We start from the raw sequence: 18,198 nt of genomic DNA on the forward strand, positions 1-18,198 counted from the left end.
ACCATGCAGACCCTCATCTGGAACCAGCTCACCCCCGCCCAGCAAGCCGAGGCCTTGACCCGCCCGGCCCTGGACGATGAAGCCAATGTCGGCGCCGTGGTGACGGAGATCATCTCCGCGGTCAAAACCCGGGGCGATGACGCCCTGCGCGAACTGAGCCAGCGTTTCGAGCGCGCCCCCCGTGAACAGTTGCGGGTGAGCGAAGCGGAAATCGATGCCGCCTGCGCCCGGCTCGATGACGACATCCAGGCCGCCATCCTGGCCGCCGCCACGAACATTCGCACCTTCCACCGCGCGCAGGTGCAGCCTGTGCTGCGGGTCGAAACCCAGCCCGGCGTCCTGTGCGAGCTGCGTACTCAACCCATCAACCGGGTCGGTCTCTATGTGCCGGGGGGCAGCGCGCCCCTCCCTTCCACCGTGATGATGCTGGCCATTCCCGCCGCCATTGCCGGTTGCCGCGAGGTGGTGCTCTGCACGCCGTCGCCAGCCAGCGATGAAATTCTGTTCGCCGCCCGCGCCTGCAGGGTCGAGAAGGTGTTCGCCATCGGCGGCGCCCAGGCCATCGCCGCCATGGCCTACGGCACTGCGTCCATCCCCAAGGTGGACAAGATCTTCGGCCCGGGCAACAGCTATGTGACCGAGGCCAAGGGCCAGGTCTCCCGGGACTGGCGCGGCGCGGCCATCGACATGCCGGCTGGCCCCTCCGAGGTGCTGGTGATTGCCGACGAGAGTGCCAATGCCGCCTTCGTCGCCTCGGATCTGCTCTCCCAGGCCGAACACGGCCCGGACAGCCAGGTGGTACTGGTCACCACCAGCGCCGCTCTGGCCAAGGCCGTCAACATCGAGCTGGCAAGCCAGCTGGCGCAGCTCAGCCGCCGGGACATCGCCGTTCAGGCCCTGGCAAGCAGTCTCACCCTCCTGTGTGACAACCTGGAGGAGGCCTGTGCCATCTCCAATGCCTACGCCCCTGAGCACCTGATAGTGCAGACCCGCAGCCCCCGGAACCTGCTCGACCAGCTCGAGAATGCAGGTTCCATCTTCCTGGGACAATGGACCCCCGAATCGGTGGGGGATTATGCCAGCGGCACCAATCACACCCTGCCCACCTACGGCTATGCCCGCACCTGCTCCAGCCTGGGATTGGCCGATTATCAGCGCCGCTTCACGGTGCAGGAGCTGAGCGAGCAGGGCATGCGCGATCTGGGCCCCATCGTCCAGCGCATTGCCCAGGCGGAAGGGCTCGATGCCCACAAGCAGGCCGTCACCCTCAGGCTGAACGCCCTCGCCACCAAGCTGCAACAAAAGGATCTGTCATGAACATCGCCAAGCTGGCTCGCCGTGTGGTGCGCGCCCTCACCCCCTATCAGTCCGCCCGCCGCATCGGCGGCAGCGGCCACGTCTGGCTCAATGCCAACGAGGCTCCGCTCTCCCCCGCCTTCACGGTGCAGAGCAACAAGTTCAACCGTTATCCCGAATGCCAGCCAGCCCAGGTGGTCGATGGCTACGCGGCCTATGCCGGGGTCAACGCCGATCAGGTGCTGGTGAGCCGCGGTGCCGATGAGGCCATCGAGCTGCTCATTCGCACCTTCTGCGAGGCGGGTCAGGATCAGATCCTCATCTGCCCGCCCACCTATGGCATGTACGCCATCAGCGCCGAGACCTGCGGCGTGGGCATCGTCGAACAACCGCTTACCACGGATCGTCAGCCGGACTGGCCCGCCATTCGCGATGCCCTCTCCGAGGTCAAGCTGGTGTTCCTCTGCTCCCCCAACAATCCGACCGGGGATCTGGTCGGGCGCGATGGCCTCATCGCGTTGCTGGAAGCCGCCCGGGATAGCGCCATTGTCGTGGTGGACGAGGCCTATATCGAGTTCTGCCCGGACGCCTCTGTGGTGGATCTGTTGGCCCGCTTCCCCAATCTGGTGGTGACCCGCACCCTCTCCAAGGCGTTCGCCCTGGCCGGGATCCGCTGCGGCTTTACCCTCGCATCGCCGCAAGTGATCGCCCTGCTCGCCAAGGTGATCGCCCCCTACCCCATCCCCGATCCGGTGGCGCAGATTGCCGCCCAGGCCCTGACCCCGGCCGGTCTTGCGCTGATGCAGGCCCGCGTCATGGACCTCAATGAGCAGAAGGCGGCGCTCAAGCGCGCCCTGACCACCCTGCCCTGCGTGCGCGAGATCTTCGAAGACAAGGGCAACTTCATCCTGGTGCGCTTCCATGATGGCGCGCGCGTCTTCGCCGCCATGAAGGCCGCCGGCATCATCTTGCGGGATTTTTCCAACAAACCGGGCCTGGGAGAGAGCATTCGCATCACGGTCGGCTATCAGGATGAGATGGATGCCGTGCTCAAGGTATTGCGGGACCTCACTGCCAACACGATGTCTGCCAGCAGCAGTGCGGAAGACACTGCCCCCGTCAGCCGCTTATAAGGATGTAGAGAGATGAAGACCCCATTTTTATTTATCGACCGTGACGGCACCCTGATTGAAGAGCCGGTCACCGACAAGCAGGTGGACAGCCTCGCCAAGCTGCGCTTCGAGCCCATGGTGATCCCGGTGCTGCGCGAGCTGCAGGCCGCAGGCTATGTGCTGGTGATGGTCACCAATCAAGATGGGCTGGGCACTGCCAGCCTGCCCCTTGAAAACTTCCAGCCGCCCCAGGATCTGATGATGCACATCTTCGAGTCCCAGGGCGTGCACTGGGAGAAGGTGCTCATCTGCCCCCACTTCCCCACCGATGGCTGCAGCTGCCGCAAGCCCCATCTGGGGTTGGTGAAGGAGTATCTCGCCTCGGGCCGCATCGATTTTGCCAACTCCTTTGTGATTGGCGACCGGCAGACCGATATCCAGCTGGCCGAGAACATGGGCATTGGCGGCATTCGCTATCAGCCAGGCGATCACAACTGGCTCGCCATCCGCGATCAGCTGCTCAGCAAGGGGCGCACCGCCCTGGTGGAGCGCAACACCAAGGAGACCCGCATCCGGGTTGCACTGGACCTGGACAAGAGCGGCGGCAACCAGATCAGCACCGGCATCGGCTTCTTCGATCACATGCTCGATCAGATAGCGACCCACGCCGGTTTCAGTCTGCAACTGGCGGTGAGCGGCGATCTGCACATTGACGATCACCACACGGTGGAAGATGTCGGCTTGGCCCTGGGTCAGGCCCTGCGCGAGGCCCTTGGCAACAAACGCGGTATTGGCCGTTTTGGCTTCGTGCTGGCGATGGACGAGGTAGAGGCACTGATCGATGCCCAGCCTCGCCTGCCAGCCCAGAGTTCCCTGCTCGACGCCAAGGTGAGCGCCGCCCTGGACCTGAGCGGTCGCCCCTACTTCGTGTTCCGCTGCGAATCCGGTTTTGGCCGCGACAGCGTGGGCGAGATGGCCACCGAGATGGTGCCCCACTTCTTCCGCTCCCTGTCGGACGCCATGGCCATCACCCTGCACCTCTCGGTGGATGCAGGTAACAGTCACCACCAGGTGGAGGCGCTGTTCAAGGGCTTCGGCCGCGCCCTGCGCCAGGCCATCCGGGTGGAAGGCACGGATCTCCCCTCCAGCAAGGGGGTGCTGTGATGGGCTCGTGCAACCTGGCCGTTATCGATAGCGCCGCGACAGTGCCAAACAGGGGCCTGCCCACAAGAAGGAGCTGCTGATGAGCACACAAAATCTGGTCATTATCGATACTGGCTGCGCCAATCTGGCCTCGGTGCGCATGGCCTTCGAGCGACTCGGGGTCAGCCCCAAGGTGAGTTGCGACGCCCGCGATATCCGCGCCGCCGACAAGTTGATCCTGCCCGGGGTGGGCACGGCGGTGGCGGCCATGAGCAACTTGAACGAGCGCGAGCTGGTGCCGCTCATCCGCGAAGCCCGCCAGCCCCTGCTCGGCTTTTGTCTGGGCATGCAGATGCTGGCACAAGCCTCGGAAGAGACCATGAATGAGAGCGCCGAGCTCCCCTGTCTCGGCATCATTCCCGGCAAGATCAAACTGATGGAGGTGGGCACCCTGCGTCTGCCCCACATGGGCTGGAACCAGATAGAGCACGATGAGACACACCCTCTGCTCAAGGGGATCCCCAGCGGCAGCTACTTCTACTTTGTCCACTCCTACGCCCTGGAAGTGACCGAGGCGACCCTGGCCCGCTGCGACTATGGGGTACCCTTCACCGCCATCGCCCATCAGGACAATGTGTTTGGTGCCCAGTTCCACCCGGAGCGCTCCGGCGCCGCCGGTGCCCGTTTACTGCAAAACTTCCTGGAGCTATGACAAGGATGATTATTCCGGCAATTGATTTGATTAACGGCCAGGTGGTGCGCCTCTATCAGGGCGATTACGACCAGAAGACCGAATACGCCAGTGCCCCCCAGGCGCGCTTCGATGAATATGTCTCCCAGGGCGCGGTGCAGCTGCACCTGGTCGACCTCGACGGCGCCAAAGACGCCAAGGCCCGTCAGCTCGTCCTCATCGCGCAGCTGCTCTCGGCCACCGAGGCACCGGTACAGGTCGGTGGCGGCGTGCGCTGCGAACAGGATGTGGCCGACTTGCTGGCCGCCGGTGCCAACCGGGTGGTGATTGGCTCCACCGCGGTCAAATCCCCCGAGCTGGTGGCGAGCTGGATGGAAAAATACGGCCCCGAGCAGATAGTGCTGGCCCTGGACGTCAACATAGACCCGCAGGGCAATCGCAAGATAGCGGTGGCGGGTTGGCAGGAGGACAGCGGCATCACCATAGAGGCGCTGATCGAGCGCTTCCTCCCCGCAGGGCTCAAGCATGTACTCTGCACCGACATCAGCCGGGATGGCACGCTCAAGGGGTGCAACGTCGAGCTTTATCGCGATCTCTGCGCCCGCTACCCGAACGTGGCGTTTCAAGCCTCGGGCGGCATCGGCGGCATTGAGGACATAGAGGCGCTCAAGGGCTCGGGGGTCAAGGGCATCATCCTCGGCCGCGCTCTGCTGGAGGGCAAGTTCAGCGTGAGCGACGCCATCAATTGCTGGGCAAGTCAGGGCGAATCCGCTTCGTCACTACAAGGAGGCAACTGATGCTGGCAAGACGCATTATCCCCTGTCTCGACGTCAAAGATGGCGTCGTGGTCAAGGGGGTGCAGTTTCGCAATCACGAGGTGATGGGGGGTATCGTTGAGCTGGCCCGCCGCTATGCCCAGCAGGGCGCCGACGAGCTGGTGTTCTATGACATCACCGCCTCGAGCGATGATCGGGTGGTCGACAAGAGCTGGGTGAGCCGGGTAGCGGAAGTGATCGACATCCCCTTCTGCGTCGCCGGTGGCATCCGATGTGTCGACGATGCCAAGCGCATCCTGGAGTTTGGCGCCGACAAGGTCTCCATCAACTCCCCTGCCCTGGCCGATCCGACCCTGATCACCCGCCTGGCCGAACGCTTTGGGGTCCAGTGTGTCGTGGTTGGCATCGACTCCTATTTTGATGAACAGAGCCGCCAGTATCAGGTCAAGCAGTTCACCGGCGACGAGAGCCGCACCCGCACTACCGCCTGGAATACCCTCGACTGGGTGAAAGAGGTGCAACAGCGCGGCGCAGGTGAGATAGTGCTCAACGTCATGAATCAGGACGGCATGCGCCAGGGTTATGATCTTGACCAGCTCAAGCTGGTGCGCGCCCAGTGCAAGGTGCCCCTCATCGCCTCGGGCGGCGCCGGTACCATGGCGCATTTTCGCGATGCCTTTATCGATGCCGATGTGGACGGGGCCCTGGCCGCCTCGGTGTTCCACAAAGGTCTCATTCCCATACCCGAATTGAAGCGTTGGCTTAGCACCCAAGGAGTCGCTATCCGTGAATAATCCATTGATTGATCCCACCCTCATCGACCGGCTCGACTGGGCCAAGTGCGATGAGATGATCCCCGCCATGGTGCAGCACGCCGCCAGCGGCCAGCTGCTGATGCAAGGCTTCATGACCCGCGAGGCCCTGGCAAAGACATTGGCCAGCGGCCAGGTCACCTTCTTTAGCCGCAGCAAGCAGCGTCTCTGGACCAAGGGCGAGAGCTCGGGCCATGTCTTGACGCTGGTCGCCATCAGCACTGACTGCGACAGCGATTCCCTGCTGATTGCCGCAGACCCGGTCGGCCCTACTTGCCACCTGGGCACCCCCTCCTGCTTCGATGGCCACCCGCTGCCGCCCCTTGGTTTTCTCGCCGAGCTTGAGCAGATCCTGGCGGCGCGCAAGGGGGCCGACCCTGCTACCAGCTACACCGCCAGCCTCTATGCCAAGGGCACCAAGCGCATCGCCCAGAAGGTCGGGGAAGAGGGTGTCGAAGTGGCGCTGGCCGCCATGGCGAAAGACAGAGAAGAGCTGATCAACGAATCCGCTGACCTGCTCTATCACCTGACGGTGCTGCTGCAAAACGAGGGGCTGGGCCTGAAAGATGTGGTACAGCGCCTCCATGAGCGCCACAACAGGTAGTCTTTGCACCGATAGACAAAACGGGCCCTGATGGGCCCGTTTTTATGCGCCTGCGCCCTCTTCGCGGGAGTTACCATTGTCAAGCCGCCTCAGGGGACTCTGCGCCCCCGATCGGGCCGGAATACCAAGGCTGGCGCCCCCCCCTAGACAGGGAGTCGCCTCTCAATGAGCTCGCGACGATAATGGCCACTGTCCCTTGCCACCTAACCCCAGACTCCATGAACAAATACCAGGTTTTTGCCACCCAGGAAGCACCCGAAGCCTTCACCTTGCTCGACATGGCCGCCGCCGACTTTTTCAGGGAGAAGCAGGCACTGCTGGCCCAGGGCTTCGAGGTCATCGGCGAGCCCATACTGGCCCCCGATACCCGCGCGGCGGCCGGATCCCACCAGCTCAACATGGCAGATCCCAGCCGCCCCTATGGTGCCCCCGCCGCCCACGGCGCCTTCATTTATTTGTTGCTCCATGCCCCCCGGCTATTTGGCAAGAAAAAACCGCGCCAAGGCTGAGTGCGCGCGCCTTGGCGCAGGGCAACACAACCCCGCAACCATTCACCCGCAGCCTGAAGTCAACCTGAACAGCTGACTCCGTTTGACGCCATATATGGGGCCTGCCAAGGCTGGCTCCCAGCGGGGATAATACCGCCTGGCTATCCATATCCAGAGGTTGTATGAGCAAATACCAGTTCTTCCGTCAGGGGCAGGATCCCGCCAGTGTCACCTTCTTGCTGATGTCATCGCCGTCCTTTTTGCCGGAGAAGGAACAGCTGCTGGCCCAGGGGTTCGAGGTGGTGGGGGATCATATACAGGCAGACAGTGACCAGGAGGCCCTCGAAAAATTCCGAAGCGGCATGCTGGAACCTCTGGAGGAGTACACCAAGGCGACCGAAGCGGGGGGACTCTACTACTTCATCACCGGCCTGTGGGAGGCGCTGAACAAGCGGGTCAAGGGCACCAAGTCGCCCCGCTGAACCAGCTTGCCGGGGCCATGGCGACAGGGCCCCGTTCATCGCTCTCTTGATACTATCCGCAGGCACTCTCCCCCCCGCGTTGGCCGCCTCATCCTTGCCTTTGCACATAGAGCAACCATCTGGCGTCTCAACCTTGGCCGGTCGAGGTAGCAATCCCGGCTCGTCAACGCCCCCTCTTTCATCGCCCGCCACCGGCCTACTCCGCCGGATGTTGCAGCTATCCGGGCCTTGCTTGTCGCTATTTACAGACACCCTTTGCAGGCGGCGGTTTTTGGCGCAGTCAATCCTTGTCGCAATCGGGGGGCCTTTGCCTTGAGACTATTGCGTAAACTGCCAAGATAGCGGCAAGCCTCATCGCAGGCAGCAACAGACAGTAAGGAGAGAGAGATGAACAAGTCCCTGTTAGCCGGTCTCGGCATCGGTATAGCCTCGGCAGTGACCCTCTCGGCGGTGGCAAGCGGCTCACTGTTTGAGTCCAAGCCCCAGTTCGCCGAAGTGCTGGCCAGCAAGCCTGTCACCGAGACCATCAAGACGCCTCGCCAGGAGTGCCGCAACGTCACTGTGACCCACCGCAAAGCGGTACAGGATCAGCACAAGATCCTCGGCACCGTGGTCGGCGGCGCCTTGGGGGGCGTACTCGGTCATCAATTTGGCGGTGGCAGCGGCAAGACGGTGGCCACGGTCGCCGGGGCGGCGGCAGGCGGCTACGCCGGTAATCAGGTGCAAGGCAACATGCAAAACAATGATACCTACACCACCACCGAGCAGCGCTGCAAGACGGTGCAAGACAGCAGCACCCGCACCCTGGGCTATGACGTCAGCTACAAGCTGGCCGGTCAGGAAGGAGTGATCCGCATGGATCGCGAGCCGGGCAAAACCATCCCCGTCAAGGATGGCAAGCTGGTCATCGACAGCCAGAGCTAAGCGCAACGCCAACCCAGGCCCAACAGAAAGCCCATCGATTGATGGGCTTTCTGTTGGGCCTGAGTCATGACATGGGCTGCAACATGACCCTTTATCTCTCAAGGGGGTTATTGGTATTCGATAAGAAACGCCATGGTGCCGTTGGCATCGCCAGGCGTCACCTCGGCTTCGGTCTGAATATAGCGGGCTAAATAGGGCAAGTACCGGGTCGGGCTGCCATCCATGCCGGCAATGAAGTCTATCGGCTGGTTGAAGCTGGCCAGGCGGCTTCCCTGCTGAATCGCTATCTGTATTCCGATCCCCTCAGCCTGGCGGCCGGTATCTGCCAGGCCCATGATGGCCAGGCCATCATCGATGATGGTGGTATTGGGCATCAAACTTGCCTTGATGATATTGGGGGATCTTGCCCCCACCCCGGCACTGCCATCATTGCTGTAGAAAGTATTCTGCCCATCGTTAAGGGTGCCATGAAAGGTTGGGCACTGTTGCAACTCAATGTTGAATGGCACCCAAGGCATCCCACTGCCCACCCCTTTAAAAGCAGCGATATCATGACGCCCCAGCTCAACATAAACATCCGGTGTCATGCAAGATTGAGAGACAATATTGATGGCACCACTGAATGACACCGTTTCGACCGGGTAGCGGCTACCATCATCCATGACAAATTCGGTTTTAATCGTCGGCAACATATTGCCACTTATGGTACCCGCTGAAATGGGACCAATTTTAATAAAGTTAATATCAAAGGAGGGATCAAAACTTACTGCGTAGTAACTATTTTCAGCCACATTTCTCGTCACCCTGGTCCATGGAAACGCTGTCCCCGAATACCAGGCGGCTACCCCTATACCCGGCACCCCTGTCTCATAGACTCGTCCGCCGAAGGGAGTACCACTCCAGGAGGAGAGTGGCAGCGGCAGCACCAAAAAGTCATCGACCTCGCTATAGCTGTAAGGCGTCGGTGACGGCTCACAGTCATAGTATGCCCAATGGGTTGCCTTGAAATATTGACGAAAAATAATGGTGCCATCCGGCGTATCCGGCCCCACCGTCAAGTTTCCCCCTTGCAATACCGAGGTGGTATCCACCACCGGATTCTCTGGCCGTACTGTGCACTTGGGGGCCGCCATGGCCGGTTGGACAATGCCCAGATAGAGCGCAAAAAAACCAGCCCCCCCTATTTGAAGGGGCCCTTTGATAACATCTGCATATCCCATGCTGATATTTCCTTTTTTATATGATGAGTACCGACGTCTTAAATAACGCTCTTTTGGTATCTCTATCGGTTAAGGGGTCTCCCATCGGCCTGCCTGTTCACCTCGTTATTTATATTCAATCAGGAAAGAGACAGTGCCATTGGCATCCCCCGGGGTGACAGTCGTCTCCGTCTGTATATAACGGGCAAAATAGTTCACCGTCCGAGAGGGGGAACCATCCGAACCCTGGTAAAAAATGGTGGGCTTGCTGAAGGTCGCGGGCCTACTCTCCTGGTAAGCCGCAATCTGGATCCCCACCCCGCTAGCCTGGCTGCCGGTGTCGGCCAAGCCCATGATCGCTTGGGCATCATCGATGATGGCGGTATTGGGGGTGAGGCTCACAGTGATGGAGTTGGGGCTCACAGCACCGACCCCGCTGCTGCCATCGTTGCTGTAGAAGTTGTTCTGACCATCGTTGATGGTGCCATAAAAGGTCGGACAATTTTCCATCCGAAGCTGGAAGGGAACCCAGGGAGTGGCGCTACCCTGACCGCTAAAGTTGCTGGCAATATCATGGCTGCCCAGATCGACACTGACATCCGGGGTGGTGCACGACTGGGAGACGATGTTGATGCTGCCGCTCATTGCCGCCCTGATGATGGGATAATGGGTGCCATCGTCCATGACCATATCAGCCCGCAGGGTGGGCAACTGCCCCCCCTGTATGGTGCCTGGGCTGATGGGACCCGTCTTGATGAAGCTGATATCAAACTCCGGGATAAACGCCTTTGTAAAGACGGCAAGGGCATTGATATCGGCTGGGTTCTTCGACAAGGGGAAGGCGGTGCCAGAATACCAGGCTACCACCCCTATACCCGGCACCCCTGTCTCATAGACCTGGCCCCCGAAGGGGGAGCCTCCCCAAGAAGAGAGAGGCAATGGCAGGCTCTGGTAATCGTCGTATTCATGCAGGCTATAAGGGGTCGGCGAGCTGGCGCACACGTATCTGACGTTGTAGGAGGGCTTGAAATATTGGCGAAAAATGATGGTGCCATCCGGCGTATCCGGCCCCACCGTCAGGTTGCCCCCTTGCAAAACAGCCGTGTAGTTGATGACCGGGGTTGCCGCATCTATGGTGCACAACGGCGCTGCCTGGGCAAAGAGCGGCACGCCTGTATAGAGCAGCAGCGCAACAGCGCCTCGTTGGATCATCATCTTGAAATTACAGCTTGTCATCTTCATGTTCATCTCTTGTTTGCGCCCATCAACGGGTAGCCAATATCATTTTCATCGCTTATAACGGGAGGCACTCGGCCTCGAGACGCACAATCGCGAAGGGTTGGTCTCCCGTCAGGGAGGGGGTCAATGCATACTCGAGTCGACACTCCTTGTTCTTTCCCTCGCCCCAGCTCAGCACCAAAGAGCCCGCAGACTGCGCCACCCTGGCATAGAGCTGTCCTCCCTGACCGACGGCTCCGACGTAATCTCCTGTTTCATCCCGCACCTTGGCACCAAAGGGCACCGGCTTGCCCTGGTAGCGGGCATTGATCAGCAAGGGAGTTCCTTGCCTGGTCTGGTATTGCGCTTTCACCACGGCTCCCGCCCTGGGAACGACTTTCAGCAGGGTGTTTTCCAGACCGACATTCGCTGCGATGCCATTGGGATCCAACTCGATATTATTGATCTGATAGGCGGTCAAGTTCGGCACCAATGCATATCCATTGCCATCGACCCGCACCCCTGGGTATGACGAGACGGAGGCCCCTTCGGCCCCTTTGGCCTCCACCAAGGCAAAGGTGTTAGCGTTATAAGGCGTCGCAGTAATACCCCCCTCATGGGCAACCAGGGTACCCGTCAGGCCAATGGTTTCGCTGTTATAGTAATAACCCGAATTGATACTCCCACTGAGGTTGGTAACCGGGGTCCGATATTGGCCGTAAGTTGTGACACTGTTTCGGCCTCGGTAATCATGCAGCATTGAAAGGCCATAACTCATTTGGTTATCTTCCCCGGCGGATCCGGAAAGCGTGGCCTGTTGTGCCAAATGACCACTGCTGTCACGAGAGAGATCAAGACGCAACTGAGGTGTATTGGCACCCACCCCTAAGGGCATACTGAAATTCAGCAATACGGTATCTTCGGCATCATTATTCTGGTTGTAACTCCGATTCAGGCTAAGCCCATATGACAAGGTTCGATATTGGTTGCTATAACCAGCCTGATACTGTTTATCGGTTTCACTTCGGTTCCAATAGTTTTGTACCGAACTGCTGACATACACATGGCCCCAGCCAACAGGGAGACTCTGGCTGGCCGACACGGTGAAGCGATTTTTTGCTCGAAAAACCTGATCACTTTTACCACCACGATCTATGACGTCTCTCGTCTGCATGGCTGTTTGAAAGTCCATGAAACCGTCTGAGGAGAAGCGGTTTGCGGCAATGGCCAGATTGCTGCCCGTTGCCTGAAAATCTTTGCTGTAACTGACTCGATAACTCTGTCCGCTCAGTTCATTGCCCATCACACCGCCCTCCTCTCCCAATTCCGTCCTGGCATAGGAGATGTCAAAAGAGAACGCGCCTACAGGGGTTCCCATGGCAGAGCCAAGCAAACCGGTGTAATAATGATCGCTCGCCTGTCCTCCGCTATAGAGGGAGAGATAATTAGTCAAACCAAACTGGTAAGTCATTTCCAATAACGATGGTGAGCTGATGAGGCTGGTCGAATAATACTTTCCGGCCGTAAATGAATATTTAGCCGTACCAGGACGCAGCAATTCAGATACTGCGTTATAGGGTACCTTGAAATGATGTTCTGAGCCGTCAGCCTCATTGACACTCACATCCAGGTCGCCGCCATAGCCCGTCGGATAGAGGTCATCAATGACAAACTCACCTGGAGACACCGTAGTGTCATAAATGGTCTGGTTATTTTGCCGTATGATGACTCTCGCATTCGTGCGCGCAACCCCTCTCACCTCAGGAGCATAACCTCTTAATGAGGAGGGCAGCATGCTGTCATTACTGGCAACACTGATACCGCGATAAGGCAGGCTGTCAAATATTTGGCCTGTGGTGTTTGATTGCCCTATGGTGATGGTGCCGCCAATGTCTGCCGAATCATGACGAACATAATTACTGATCATGCTGTAATCACTCAGACCATAATCGGCCCAATTATATGAACCTTTATGTCTGAAGTACCAAGATCCTATGTTTAGTCCCGCATCAATACCAGCATAGATGGAATTGTTTCTCACACCATGAGATGCACTACTATAGCCATTAATACCATAGCCCAATAACAGCGCAGGTATACCATTTTCCCATAGGTTCTCGTTGACAGCACCACGAGCCACCTTCAGTAAATAGCGTTGCGGAATACTGATATCCAGGCGCTGCTCATTGCTGTCAAAGTTCACAGCGGAAGCAGGAATAAAATTGGCAATATTGATACATGTCGATCTACCATCCAGTTCATCGAGGAACTCTTTGGGCAATGATTGATAGTCAAAATTTATATTTTTAATGATCGTCAAATCGACGCAGGGGAAACTCTCGCCATTATCCCCGCGTATCACTTCAATCTCTTTCCTCATTGAGACAACATCATTGATGTACAGATCTGCCGTATAATGACCGGGTAGCGCCATAGCTCCCTTGCCAAATTGATGCAGGTCAATACTCTTGCCGCCAATTACATGCAAGAAAGAGGGATCGAACTCTACTTCTTCTGAGTCAGTATTATAATCACGCTCTGTATCATCCTGACCCGCCAATGCCATTGACGAATAAGCATAAAATAACACCATAGACAATTTCGAGATGCGTGCTTTATAAGATGTCAAGTTTCTCATGAAAGTGACAGTACATATATTCATGTTATCGCCCATAGAAATATGCTAGGTCAAGGGAGTTACAAAATAACGCCTGACTAGAGGAAATAATTAATTCAAGTTCGACTCAAAAGGGATGATGGCACCATAGTCATTCACATAGGTTCCCTTGACCTGATTGGCACTGCCTTTAAGCTTGAATAACTTACTACTCTTGGGGGGAATCATATCTCCATCGATAGAGTTACCCGCCAGCGACAGACTCGCAAAAGAGATAAAATAGGGGCTGCTATTTTTCGCTTCGACGCCATTTTGTCTCTTCTGCCAGCTAACAAACTTTACCGCCTCGTGGGGTAAACCAGACAAACTGGCAGGACGGTAAAATATCTTCAGGCGCGAACGAAATGCCATTTGAAGAGAGTTGTTATCTTTTGCCAACTTTTTCTTTGCTGGGATCTCCAGCACATTCAGCCAAAAGACACTCTCCTTATCCATCGGCAACTGACTGCCAACGTAGCGTAATCGCAAAGTCTGCCCCTTGCCTGGGTCGAGGCGATTTATCGGCGGAGTTAAGATAAATGGGCTCTTGATATCATCAGGCCTGGCATCAATATCGCCCTCATCAACCCAGCTTTGGATCAGCACGGGTATTGCTCCCATATTCTCCAGCTTGACGGATACTTCCTGACGATCAGACTTGTATATTACTCGCGTCCCTTTTATAACGACACTCGCTGAAGTGTTCATGCTAAATGTTGTTAAAAAAAGCATGCAAATCAACCCTATCGAACCGGGATAAATCGTTCTCATATATTCCTCTCAAAAGATACAGAGAGAGGAGGCCCCTCTCTCTGTAATGAATTATTTGTATTGAATTGAATAGGTAACATTGCTGGTGACAGTACCTGGGGTTGCGCCACCGGCCGGGGTGATATATTCAACCAAGTATGGAAGCACGGCACTGCCGCTGGACGTATCGACCATAGTGGTATTGGTCACCTGGCTGCTATTGCCCACCTGGATCACATCCTGAGATGCACTCGAACCATCACGCAGCTGCAGGCTCACATTGGTGGCTGTACCGCCCATGTTATTGAGCAGGCCGCTCGCCAGGTCAACTGAAGTGCCTGCTTCAAAGAAGGCAGATGCCGTTTGCAATGTGCCAGCACAGTTACTCAAAGCCATATTGAATGCAGTAGTCCCAGTGGTGTCATTTGCCGCAGCCAGAGTGTTTGCACTTACGGTTGGCAGTATTACCGTCGCATCGGCACCTTGACCATCAATACTCACATCGCAAGTGGTCGCAGTTAGCTCACCATTGAATGTGATGGTGCCAGTGGATGCCGCATTGGCGATGCCTACTTGACCGAACAGTGCAACAGCAGTGGCCGAAACCAGGATTGTTTTCTTCATCATTTTATTGCTCCATAAATACAAGAAAAATTAAACAGTAAAAAAGCCTCAAGTAACAAAAAGGCCCAATATCCACCCGACGGTAAAGCAACTAACCGCCCATAACAGAATGTATAAATCCATGGACTAAATCGTTCATTCAATCTTTGTTGTCAGGCAGTCATCACATGATACAGATCCGTATGAGATCATCCCGTACAATCGATGCACCAATGCGTGCATAATGCGCAAGGCAAACTGCAATTCAGTGCTGCTCTAATTAATAATCATGACGCTATCCGCGTAAAATGGCTAACCAGCTCTCTTTAACGGCTTTACCATTTTTCCTCGCCACTGATTTGGCGACATACCCGTCCAGCCTTTAAAGCACCGACTGAATACCGATACATCAGAGAACCCCAAGTGGAACGCAATCTGAGTAATAGATTCATTTCCTTCAAGGGCTCGTACGGCCATCTCATATCGAACTGATTTGAGGAGCTCAGAATAGGACTTCCCTTCTGCTTTCAGCCTGTTTTGCAACGTTCTCACACTGATGTTGAGACTGTTCGCAACGGTATAGATAGATCCACTACCAAAGCGGAGGGTGTTTCTGATGACTTCCTCTGTTTGCTCCCAGATAGTAATCACTTTATCATTTCTTAACTCCTCAACCTTGTGGTTGATATAATCCAACACCTCATGTTTTTCTATCTCAAATCCTCGCTCCAGCCATGCCTGTGGAAAGCAAACACCATTGAACATACCGCCAAAGTCGATGGGAATGTTTTTCTCCTTGAGATTGTGTGGTACTGGTTGCTCCAACACTATTCTGCATAGATGACTATCACCTAATGATGACAGTTGGATATAATTGTATAAATATGTCGATATGGCCTGGCAGATACCGGGGTATTGAACACTGTCCGCGTAATCACAACCAATCGAGATGGCGCAGTAACCATCACGCGCACTCTCCTGTGAGATATAAGCGCCAGAGACATAAATGTTGATGTTCTCTTTCAAAAAACTCAGGGCATTGGACAGACTGCTTTGCAGTCTGAATCCAAGGGCCAGAGGTCCGGTGAAATTAACACCTGTAGCTTTCGCCAGCCAAAAGCCAAACAAAGGTGCATTAGCCACTTCTGCAGACAGATCCAGTAGTCTGACATAGGCTATAAACGGGATCACTCCCTCTGCTGTATCTTTAAGTAAGTTAGGTTCTATCCCAACCGTATCCAACATTGAGTAGTGATCAATTTTGTAATGACTACACAATGCCTTAAAGTCTCTTAACACTGTCACCTTGATGAACTGCATCGCTATTTTTCTCCATGCACATGCAAAAACCGCGTTGCATTAAAACTATTAAATGCGCAAAGACGCGCTTATAAAGTAAACCACGCTCACTCCGCACTGATTTATTCATGTGCAGAGAGAACGGTGGATTAAGGTAGTTTTTATAGGCTTTACAGAGGTTAACTACTCAAGCGCTTGTCCACTCAATTTCTATGGTGGGAAGTCTAGCAGCAAGGTTACGAGGCATACTTGACCAATAGCGAAATTCACATGACCAATGACGGAAAGGGCTCCTAACGACACACAACCCAAGATAACACTATGATTTTAAATGATTTTATTTATAAATTGCTTAGTTTTACTTGATTTTGTGACAGACAGGAAGAGGCTTGAGTAATGGCTTCAGTTGCATCAGACTAGGCGCATATAGATGCTACCTATGGATATGCTGATGAAACGGAAATTCATCGTAAGGGCGGAATGTTTATTTCACTTTGAGCACTTCGTCAGATCCCATAACGGGAATCCTGTTGCATTGATGAAGCGGGTCGGTTTGACCCCGGCCCAGATCAGAAACCCTGATAACTACATCCCTGTAGTATCGGTAGCAGACCTATTTTCTCTCACCGCTAAAGAGTTAAAAATGCCATTATTTGGCATGCATTATGCTCTGATTGATTATAGATCAAGGCTGGGTGCCTTATCCGTGGCCTTAACGACTCGTAAGAGCCTGCAAGAGATAATTGCGCTATTAAAAGATAAATTCTATGTGCACAACAATAGTCTTGTATTTGATTTCTCTGATAATAAAGCGCTGGGGATAATCAGCATCATCAACCTTGCTGACCCTGATGGACGCATGATGCAACAGCTATCTCTCTGTCAAACGCAGTCATTATACAAATTGCTCAATACAAGATTGGGTATACCAAAAAAAGATTTGCACATGAATGTTATGATGTCTTCTCCAGAAGAGTATAGTGATGAACATCATAAACACATTCAGTTTTCATCCGGTTTTAATGGGGTTAGCTTCCCAATAAAATATTCCGACAGATCTCCAGTAATTTATGAGGAAGATGTCAACTCACTCGTAGATAATGTATTAAGTAAAATGGTGTCATCCTATCCTGATAACTTTGAAACAAAATGCAAGCATACTATGATAGAACTTCTTAAAGCGGGAGAATGTAGTGTTGGGCGATTGGCATCCACACTGGGAATATCTATCAGAAATCTACAGGCGGCGTTAAAAAAACTTAATACCAGCTACACAATTATGTTGAAAGAGTGCCGATTTCAACAGGCCTGCTTCCACCTTTCACAGGGGCAAGAAAACATTACCAATATTGCATTTGAATTAGGATTCTCTGACCCCTCGGCATTTAGTCGGGAGTTTAAAAAGTGGACGGGAATGTCCCCTCAACAATGGAAAAATCAACAATGTCCTGAAGGTTAGATTCATCAGCAGCTTTCCATAACTAGCTACAACTGAACAAGTAGCAAACACTTGTGCCAATATGCCTCTTAATGGAATCACAGGGTTTACATTCAAAAATGTATACATAACTTAAAACTACATGATTACATTTTAGGGTCAATTTTTTTGTTTCTTAAAATTGTTTTCCCAATAAATAACCGCTCGTCAACTTCCATCTGGGAGATATTCAAAATATTTGCAATGTCTGCACGACAAAATCCCCCTTTTATCTGCAGCAGCAAGGGTATTTTGTACTTCATCGGAAGGTTTTTCACACTCTCTTTTACACTTTTCCTATTACTTTCTTGTTTACTACAGTGGCTATCTTCCTGAGCAGATAGTGCCACCATATGCTTGATGGCACACAAACGAAACTCTCGATAATCTTTATCGCTAGTATGATAATACTCTTTGAACAATTGGGTTACAGTACCTTCGACGCGCACTCTGTTGCCAAACCAGAACTCAGCATAGGTATACAGTTCGATAAATATCTGACATATCGATAATTTCAAGACCTGCGATGACATATTCGTCTCCCTGAGCGCTCGTTTAATCAGACAATAGTACTCATCTATCGACCCTCAATCTTAACAAGTTGCGAAATAAAGCTGGCAAGTCGCGCAATTAAAACAAGTTTAATCTCTCAATAAAAAGGGGAGCCA

The 18,198-nt window shown here is 54.6% G+C and carries 18 protein-coding genes; 11 read left to right on the forward strand and 7 right to left on the reverse strand.

Going from position 1 to position 18,198, the window contains the following annotated elements:
- The first annotated feature begins 3 nt into the window (after positions 1-3).
- From hisD to KYK33_RS10795, 10 genes are all read left to right on the forward strand, one after another.
- Positions 4-1,317 (forward strand): histidinol dehydrogenase, encoded by a 1,314-nt coding sequence (gene hisD, locus KYK33_RS10750; protein ID WP_224430485.1) that lies wholly within the window; start codon positions 4-6, stop codon positions 1,315-1,317.
- Positions 1,314-2,429: a histidinol-phosphate transaminase gene (gene hisC / locus KYK33_RS10755; protein WP_224430486.1), complete on the forward strand. Its 1,116-nt coding sequence runs from the start codon at positions 1,314-1,316 to the stop codon at positions 2,427-2,429. The genes hisD and hisC overlap by 4 nt, the downstream gene beginning before the upstream one ends.
- A 12-nt stretch (positions 2,430-2,441) precedes the next feature.
- Positions 2,442-3,572 carry a bifunctional histidinol-phosphatase/imidazoleglycerol-phosphate dehydratase HisB gene (hisB, locus tag KYK33_RS10760; protein WP_224430487.1) on the forward strand — a complete coding sequence of 377 codons (1,131 nt, stop codon included), beginning with the start codon at positions 2,442-2,444 and terminating at the stop codon, positions 3,570-3,572.
- 79 nt (positions 3,573-3,651) lie between these two features.
- Positions 3,652-4,263, forward strand: coding sequence for an imidazole glycerol phosphate synthase subunit HisH (gene hisH / locus KYK33_RS10765; RefSeq protein WP_042043208.1), 612 nt, complete (start codon positions 3,652-3,654; stop codon positions 4,261-4,263).
- 5 nt (positions 4,264-4,268) lie between these two features.
- Positions 4,269-5,039: a 1-(5-phosphoribosyl)-5-[(5-phosphoribosylamino)methylideneamino]imidazole-4-carboxamide isomerase gene (hisA, locus tag KYK33_RS10770; RefSeq protein WP_224430488.1), complete on the forward strand. Its 771-nt coding sequence runs from the start codon at positions 4,269-4,271 to the stop codon at positions 5,037-5,039.
- Positions 5,039-5,812, forward strand: coding sequence for an imidazole glycerol phosphate synthase subunit HisF (gene hisF, locus KYK33_RS10775; protein ID WP_224430489.1), 774 nt, complete (start codon positions 5,039-5,041; stop codon positions 5,810-5,812). Before hisA ends, hisF begins: the two co-directional genes overlap by 1 nt.
- Complete coding sequence (gene hisIE, locus KYK33_RS10780; RefSeq protein WP_224430490.1) at positions 5,805-6,434, forward strand: bifunctional phosphoribosyl-AMP cyclohydrolase/phosphoribosyl-ATP diphosphatase HisIE; 630 nt, start codon at positions 5,805-5,807, stop codon at positions 6,432-6,434. Before hisF ends, hisIE begins: the two co-directional genes overlap by 8 nt.
- A 218-nt stretch (positions 6,435-6,652) precedes the next feature.
- Positions 6,653-6,943, forward strand: a complete 291-nt coding sequence (locus tag KYK33_RS10785; RefSeq protein WP_042043203.1) for a hypothetical protein — start codon at positions 6,653-6,655, stop codon at positions 6,941-6,943.
- Positions 6,944-7,104: 161 nt separating this feature from the next.
- Positions 7,105-7,404 (forward strand): hypothetical protein, encoded by a 300-nt coding sequence (locus KYK33_RS10790; protein WP_224430491.1) that lies wholly within the window; start codon positions 7,105-7,107, stop codon positions 7,402-7,404.
- Between the two features lie 387 nt (positions 7,405-7,791).
- Positions 7,792-8,328, forward strand: coding sequence for a glycine zipper 2TM domain-containing protein (locus KYK33_RS10795; protein ID WP_042043201.1), 537 nt, complete (start codon positions 7,792-7,794; stop codon positions 8,326-8,328).
- A 107-nt stretch (positions 8,329-8,435) separates the two neighbouring features.
- On the opposite strand, the gene KYK33_RS10800 is transcribed toward KYK33_RS10795, so the two are convergent.
- The 6 genes from KYK33_RS10800 to KYK33_RS10825 form a co-directional block, all read right to left on the reverse strand.
- The gene (locus KYK33_RS10800) at positions 8,436-9,548 is read right to left on the reverse strand and encodes a fimbrial protein (RefSeq protein ID WP_224430492.1); all 1,113 of its coding nucleotides are present in this window, start codon (positions 9,546-9,548) and stop codon (positions 8,436-8,438) included.
- A 105-nt stretch (positions 9,549-9,653) separates the two neighbouring features.
- Positions 9,654-10,763, reverse strand: coding sequence for a fimbrial protein (locus tag KYK33_RS10805; protein WP_224430493.1), 1,110 nt, complete (start codon positions 10,761-10,763; stop codon positions 9,654-9,656).
- Between the two features lie 58 nt (positions 10,764-10,821).
- Positions 10,822-13,374 (reverse strand): fimbria/pilus outer membrane usher protein, encoded by a 2,553-nt coding sequence (locus KYK33_RS10810; protein ID WP_224430494.1) that lies wholly within the window; start codon positions 13,372-13,374, stop codon positions 10,822-10,824.
- A gap of 99 nt (positions 13,375-13,473) precedes the next feature.
- Positions 13,474-14,172 (reverse strand): fimbrial biogenesis chaperone, encoded by a 699-nt coding sequence (locus KYK33_RS10815; RefSeq protein WP_224430495.1) that lies wholly within the window; start codon positions 14,170-14,172, stop codon positions 13,474-13,476.
- 51 nt (positions 14,173-14,223) lie between these two features.
- Positions 14,224-14,778 carry a fimbrial protein gene (locus KYK33_RS10820; protein ID WP_224430496.1) on the reverse strand — a complete coding sequence of 185 codons (555 nt, stop codon included), beginning with the start codon at positions 14,776-14,778 and terminating at the stop codon, positions 14,224-14,226.
- Positions 14,779-15,066: 288 nt separating this feature from the next.
- Positions 15,067-16,074: an AraC family transcriptional regulator gene (locus KYK33_RS10825; RefSeq protein WP_224430497.1), complete on the reverse strand. Its 1,008-nt coding sequence runs from the start codon at positions 16,072-16,074 to the stop codon at positions 15,067-15,069.
- 430 nt (positions 16,075-16,504) lie between these two features.
- Here KYK33_RS10825 and KYK33_RS10830 point away from each other — a divergent pair, with 430 nt between their 5' ends.
- Complete coding sequence (locus KYK33_RS10830) at positions 16,505-17,512, forward strand: AraC family transcriptional regulator (RefSeq protein WP_224430498.1); 1,008 nt, start codon at positions 16,505-16,507, stop codon at positions 17,510-17,512.
- Between the two features lie 125 nt (positions 17,513-17,637).
- On the opposite strand, the gene KYK33_RS10835 is transcribed toward KYK33_RS10830, so the two are convergent.
- Positions 17,638-18,063: a hypothetical protein gene (locus KYK33_RS10835; protein ID WP_224430499.1), complete on the reverse strand. Its 426-nt coding sequence runs from the start codon at positions 18,061-18,063 to the stop codon at positions 17,638-17,640.
- Positions 18,064-18,198: the final 135 nt, after the last annotated feature.

It is taken from the genome of Aeromonas rivuli (assembly GCF_020149575.1).
In the GTDB taxonomy this organism is placed as follows: domain Bacteria; phylum Pseudomonadota; class Gammaproteobacteria; order Enterobacterales; family Aeromonadaceae; genus Aeromonas; species Aeromonas rivuli.

What these genes read in the sequence shown, in the direction of transcription:
- hisD (WP_224430485.1), top strand. Translation starts at nt 4, where the DNA reads ATGCAGACCCTCATCTGGAACCAGCTCACCCCCGCCCAGCAAGCCGAG.
- hisC (WP_224430486.1), top strand. Translation starts at nt 1,314, where the DNA reads ATGAACATCGCCAAGCTGGCTCGCCGTGTGGTGCGCGCCCTCACCCCC.
- hisB (WP_224430487.1), top strand. Translation starts at nt 2,442, where the DNA reads ATGAAGACCCCATTTTTATTTATCGACCGTGACGGCACCCTGATTGAA.
- hisH (WP_042043208.1), top strand. Translation starts at nt 3,652, where the DNA reads ATGAGCACACAAAATCTGGTCATTATCGATACTGGCTGCGCCAATCTG.
- hisA (WP_224430488.1), top strand. Translation starts at nt 4,269, where the DNA reads ATGATTATTCCGGCAATTGATTTGATTAACGGCCAGGTGGTGCGCCTC.
- hisF (WP_224430489.1), top strand. Translation starts at nt 5,039, where the DNA reads ATGCTGGCAAGACGCATTATCCCCTGTCTCGACGTCAAAGATGGCGTC.
- KYK33_RS10785 (WP_042043203.1), top strand. Translation starts at nt 6,653, where the DNA reads ATGAACAAATACCAGGTTTTTGCCACCCAGGAAGCACCCGAAGCCTTC.
- KYK33_RS10790 (WP_224430491.1), top strand. Translation starts at nt 7,105, where the DNA reads ATGAGCAAATACCAGTTCTTCCGTCAGGGGCAGGATCCCGCCAGTGTC.
- KYK33_RS10795 (WP_042043201.1), top strand. Translation starts at nt 7,792, where the DNA reads ATGAACAAGTCCCTGTTAGCCGGTCTCGGCATCGGTATAGCCTCGGCA.
- KYK33_RS10800 (WP_224430492.1), bottom strand. Translation starts at nt 9,548, where the DNA reads ATGGGATATGCAGATGTTATCAAAGGGCCCCTTCAAATAGGGGGGGCT.
- KYK33_RS10805 (WP_224430493.1), bottom strand. Translation starts at nt 10,763, where the DNA reads ATGACAAGCTGTAATTTCAAGATGATGATCCAACGAGGCGCTGTTGCG.
- KYK33_RS10815 (WP_224430495.1), bottom strand. Translation starts at nt 14,172, where the DNA reads ATGAGAACGATTTATCCCGGTTCGATAGGGTTGATTTGCATGCTTTTT.
- KYK33_RS10820 (WP_224430496.1), bottom strand. Translation starts at nt 14,778, where the DNA reads ATGATGAAGAAAACAATCCTGGTTTCGGCCACTGCTGTTGCACTGTTC.
- KYK33_RS10825 (WP_224430497.1), bottom strand. Translation starts at nt 16,074, where the DNA reads ATGCAGTTCATCAAGGTGACAGTGTTAAGAGACTTTAAGGCATTGTGT.
- KYK33_RS10830 (WP_224430498.1), top strand. Translation starts at nt 16,505, where the DNA reads ATGAAACGGAAATTCATCGTAAGGGCGGAATGTTTATTTCACTTTGAG.
- KYK33_RS10835 (WP_224430499.1), bottom strand. Translation starts at nt 18,063, where the DNA reads ATGTCATCGCAGGTCTTGAAATTATCGATATGTCAGATATTTATCGAA.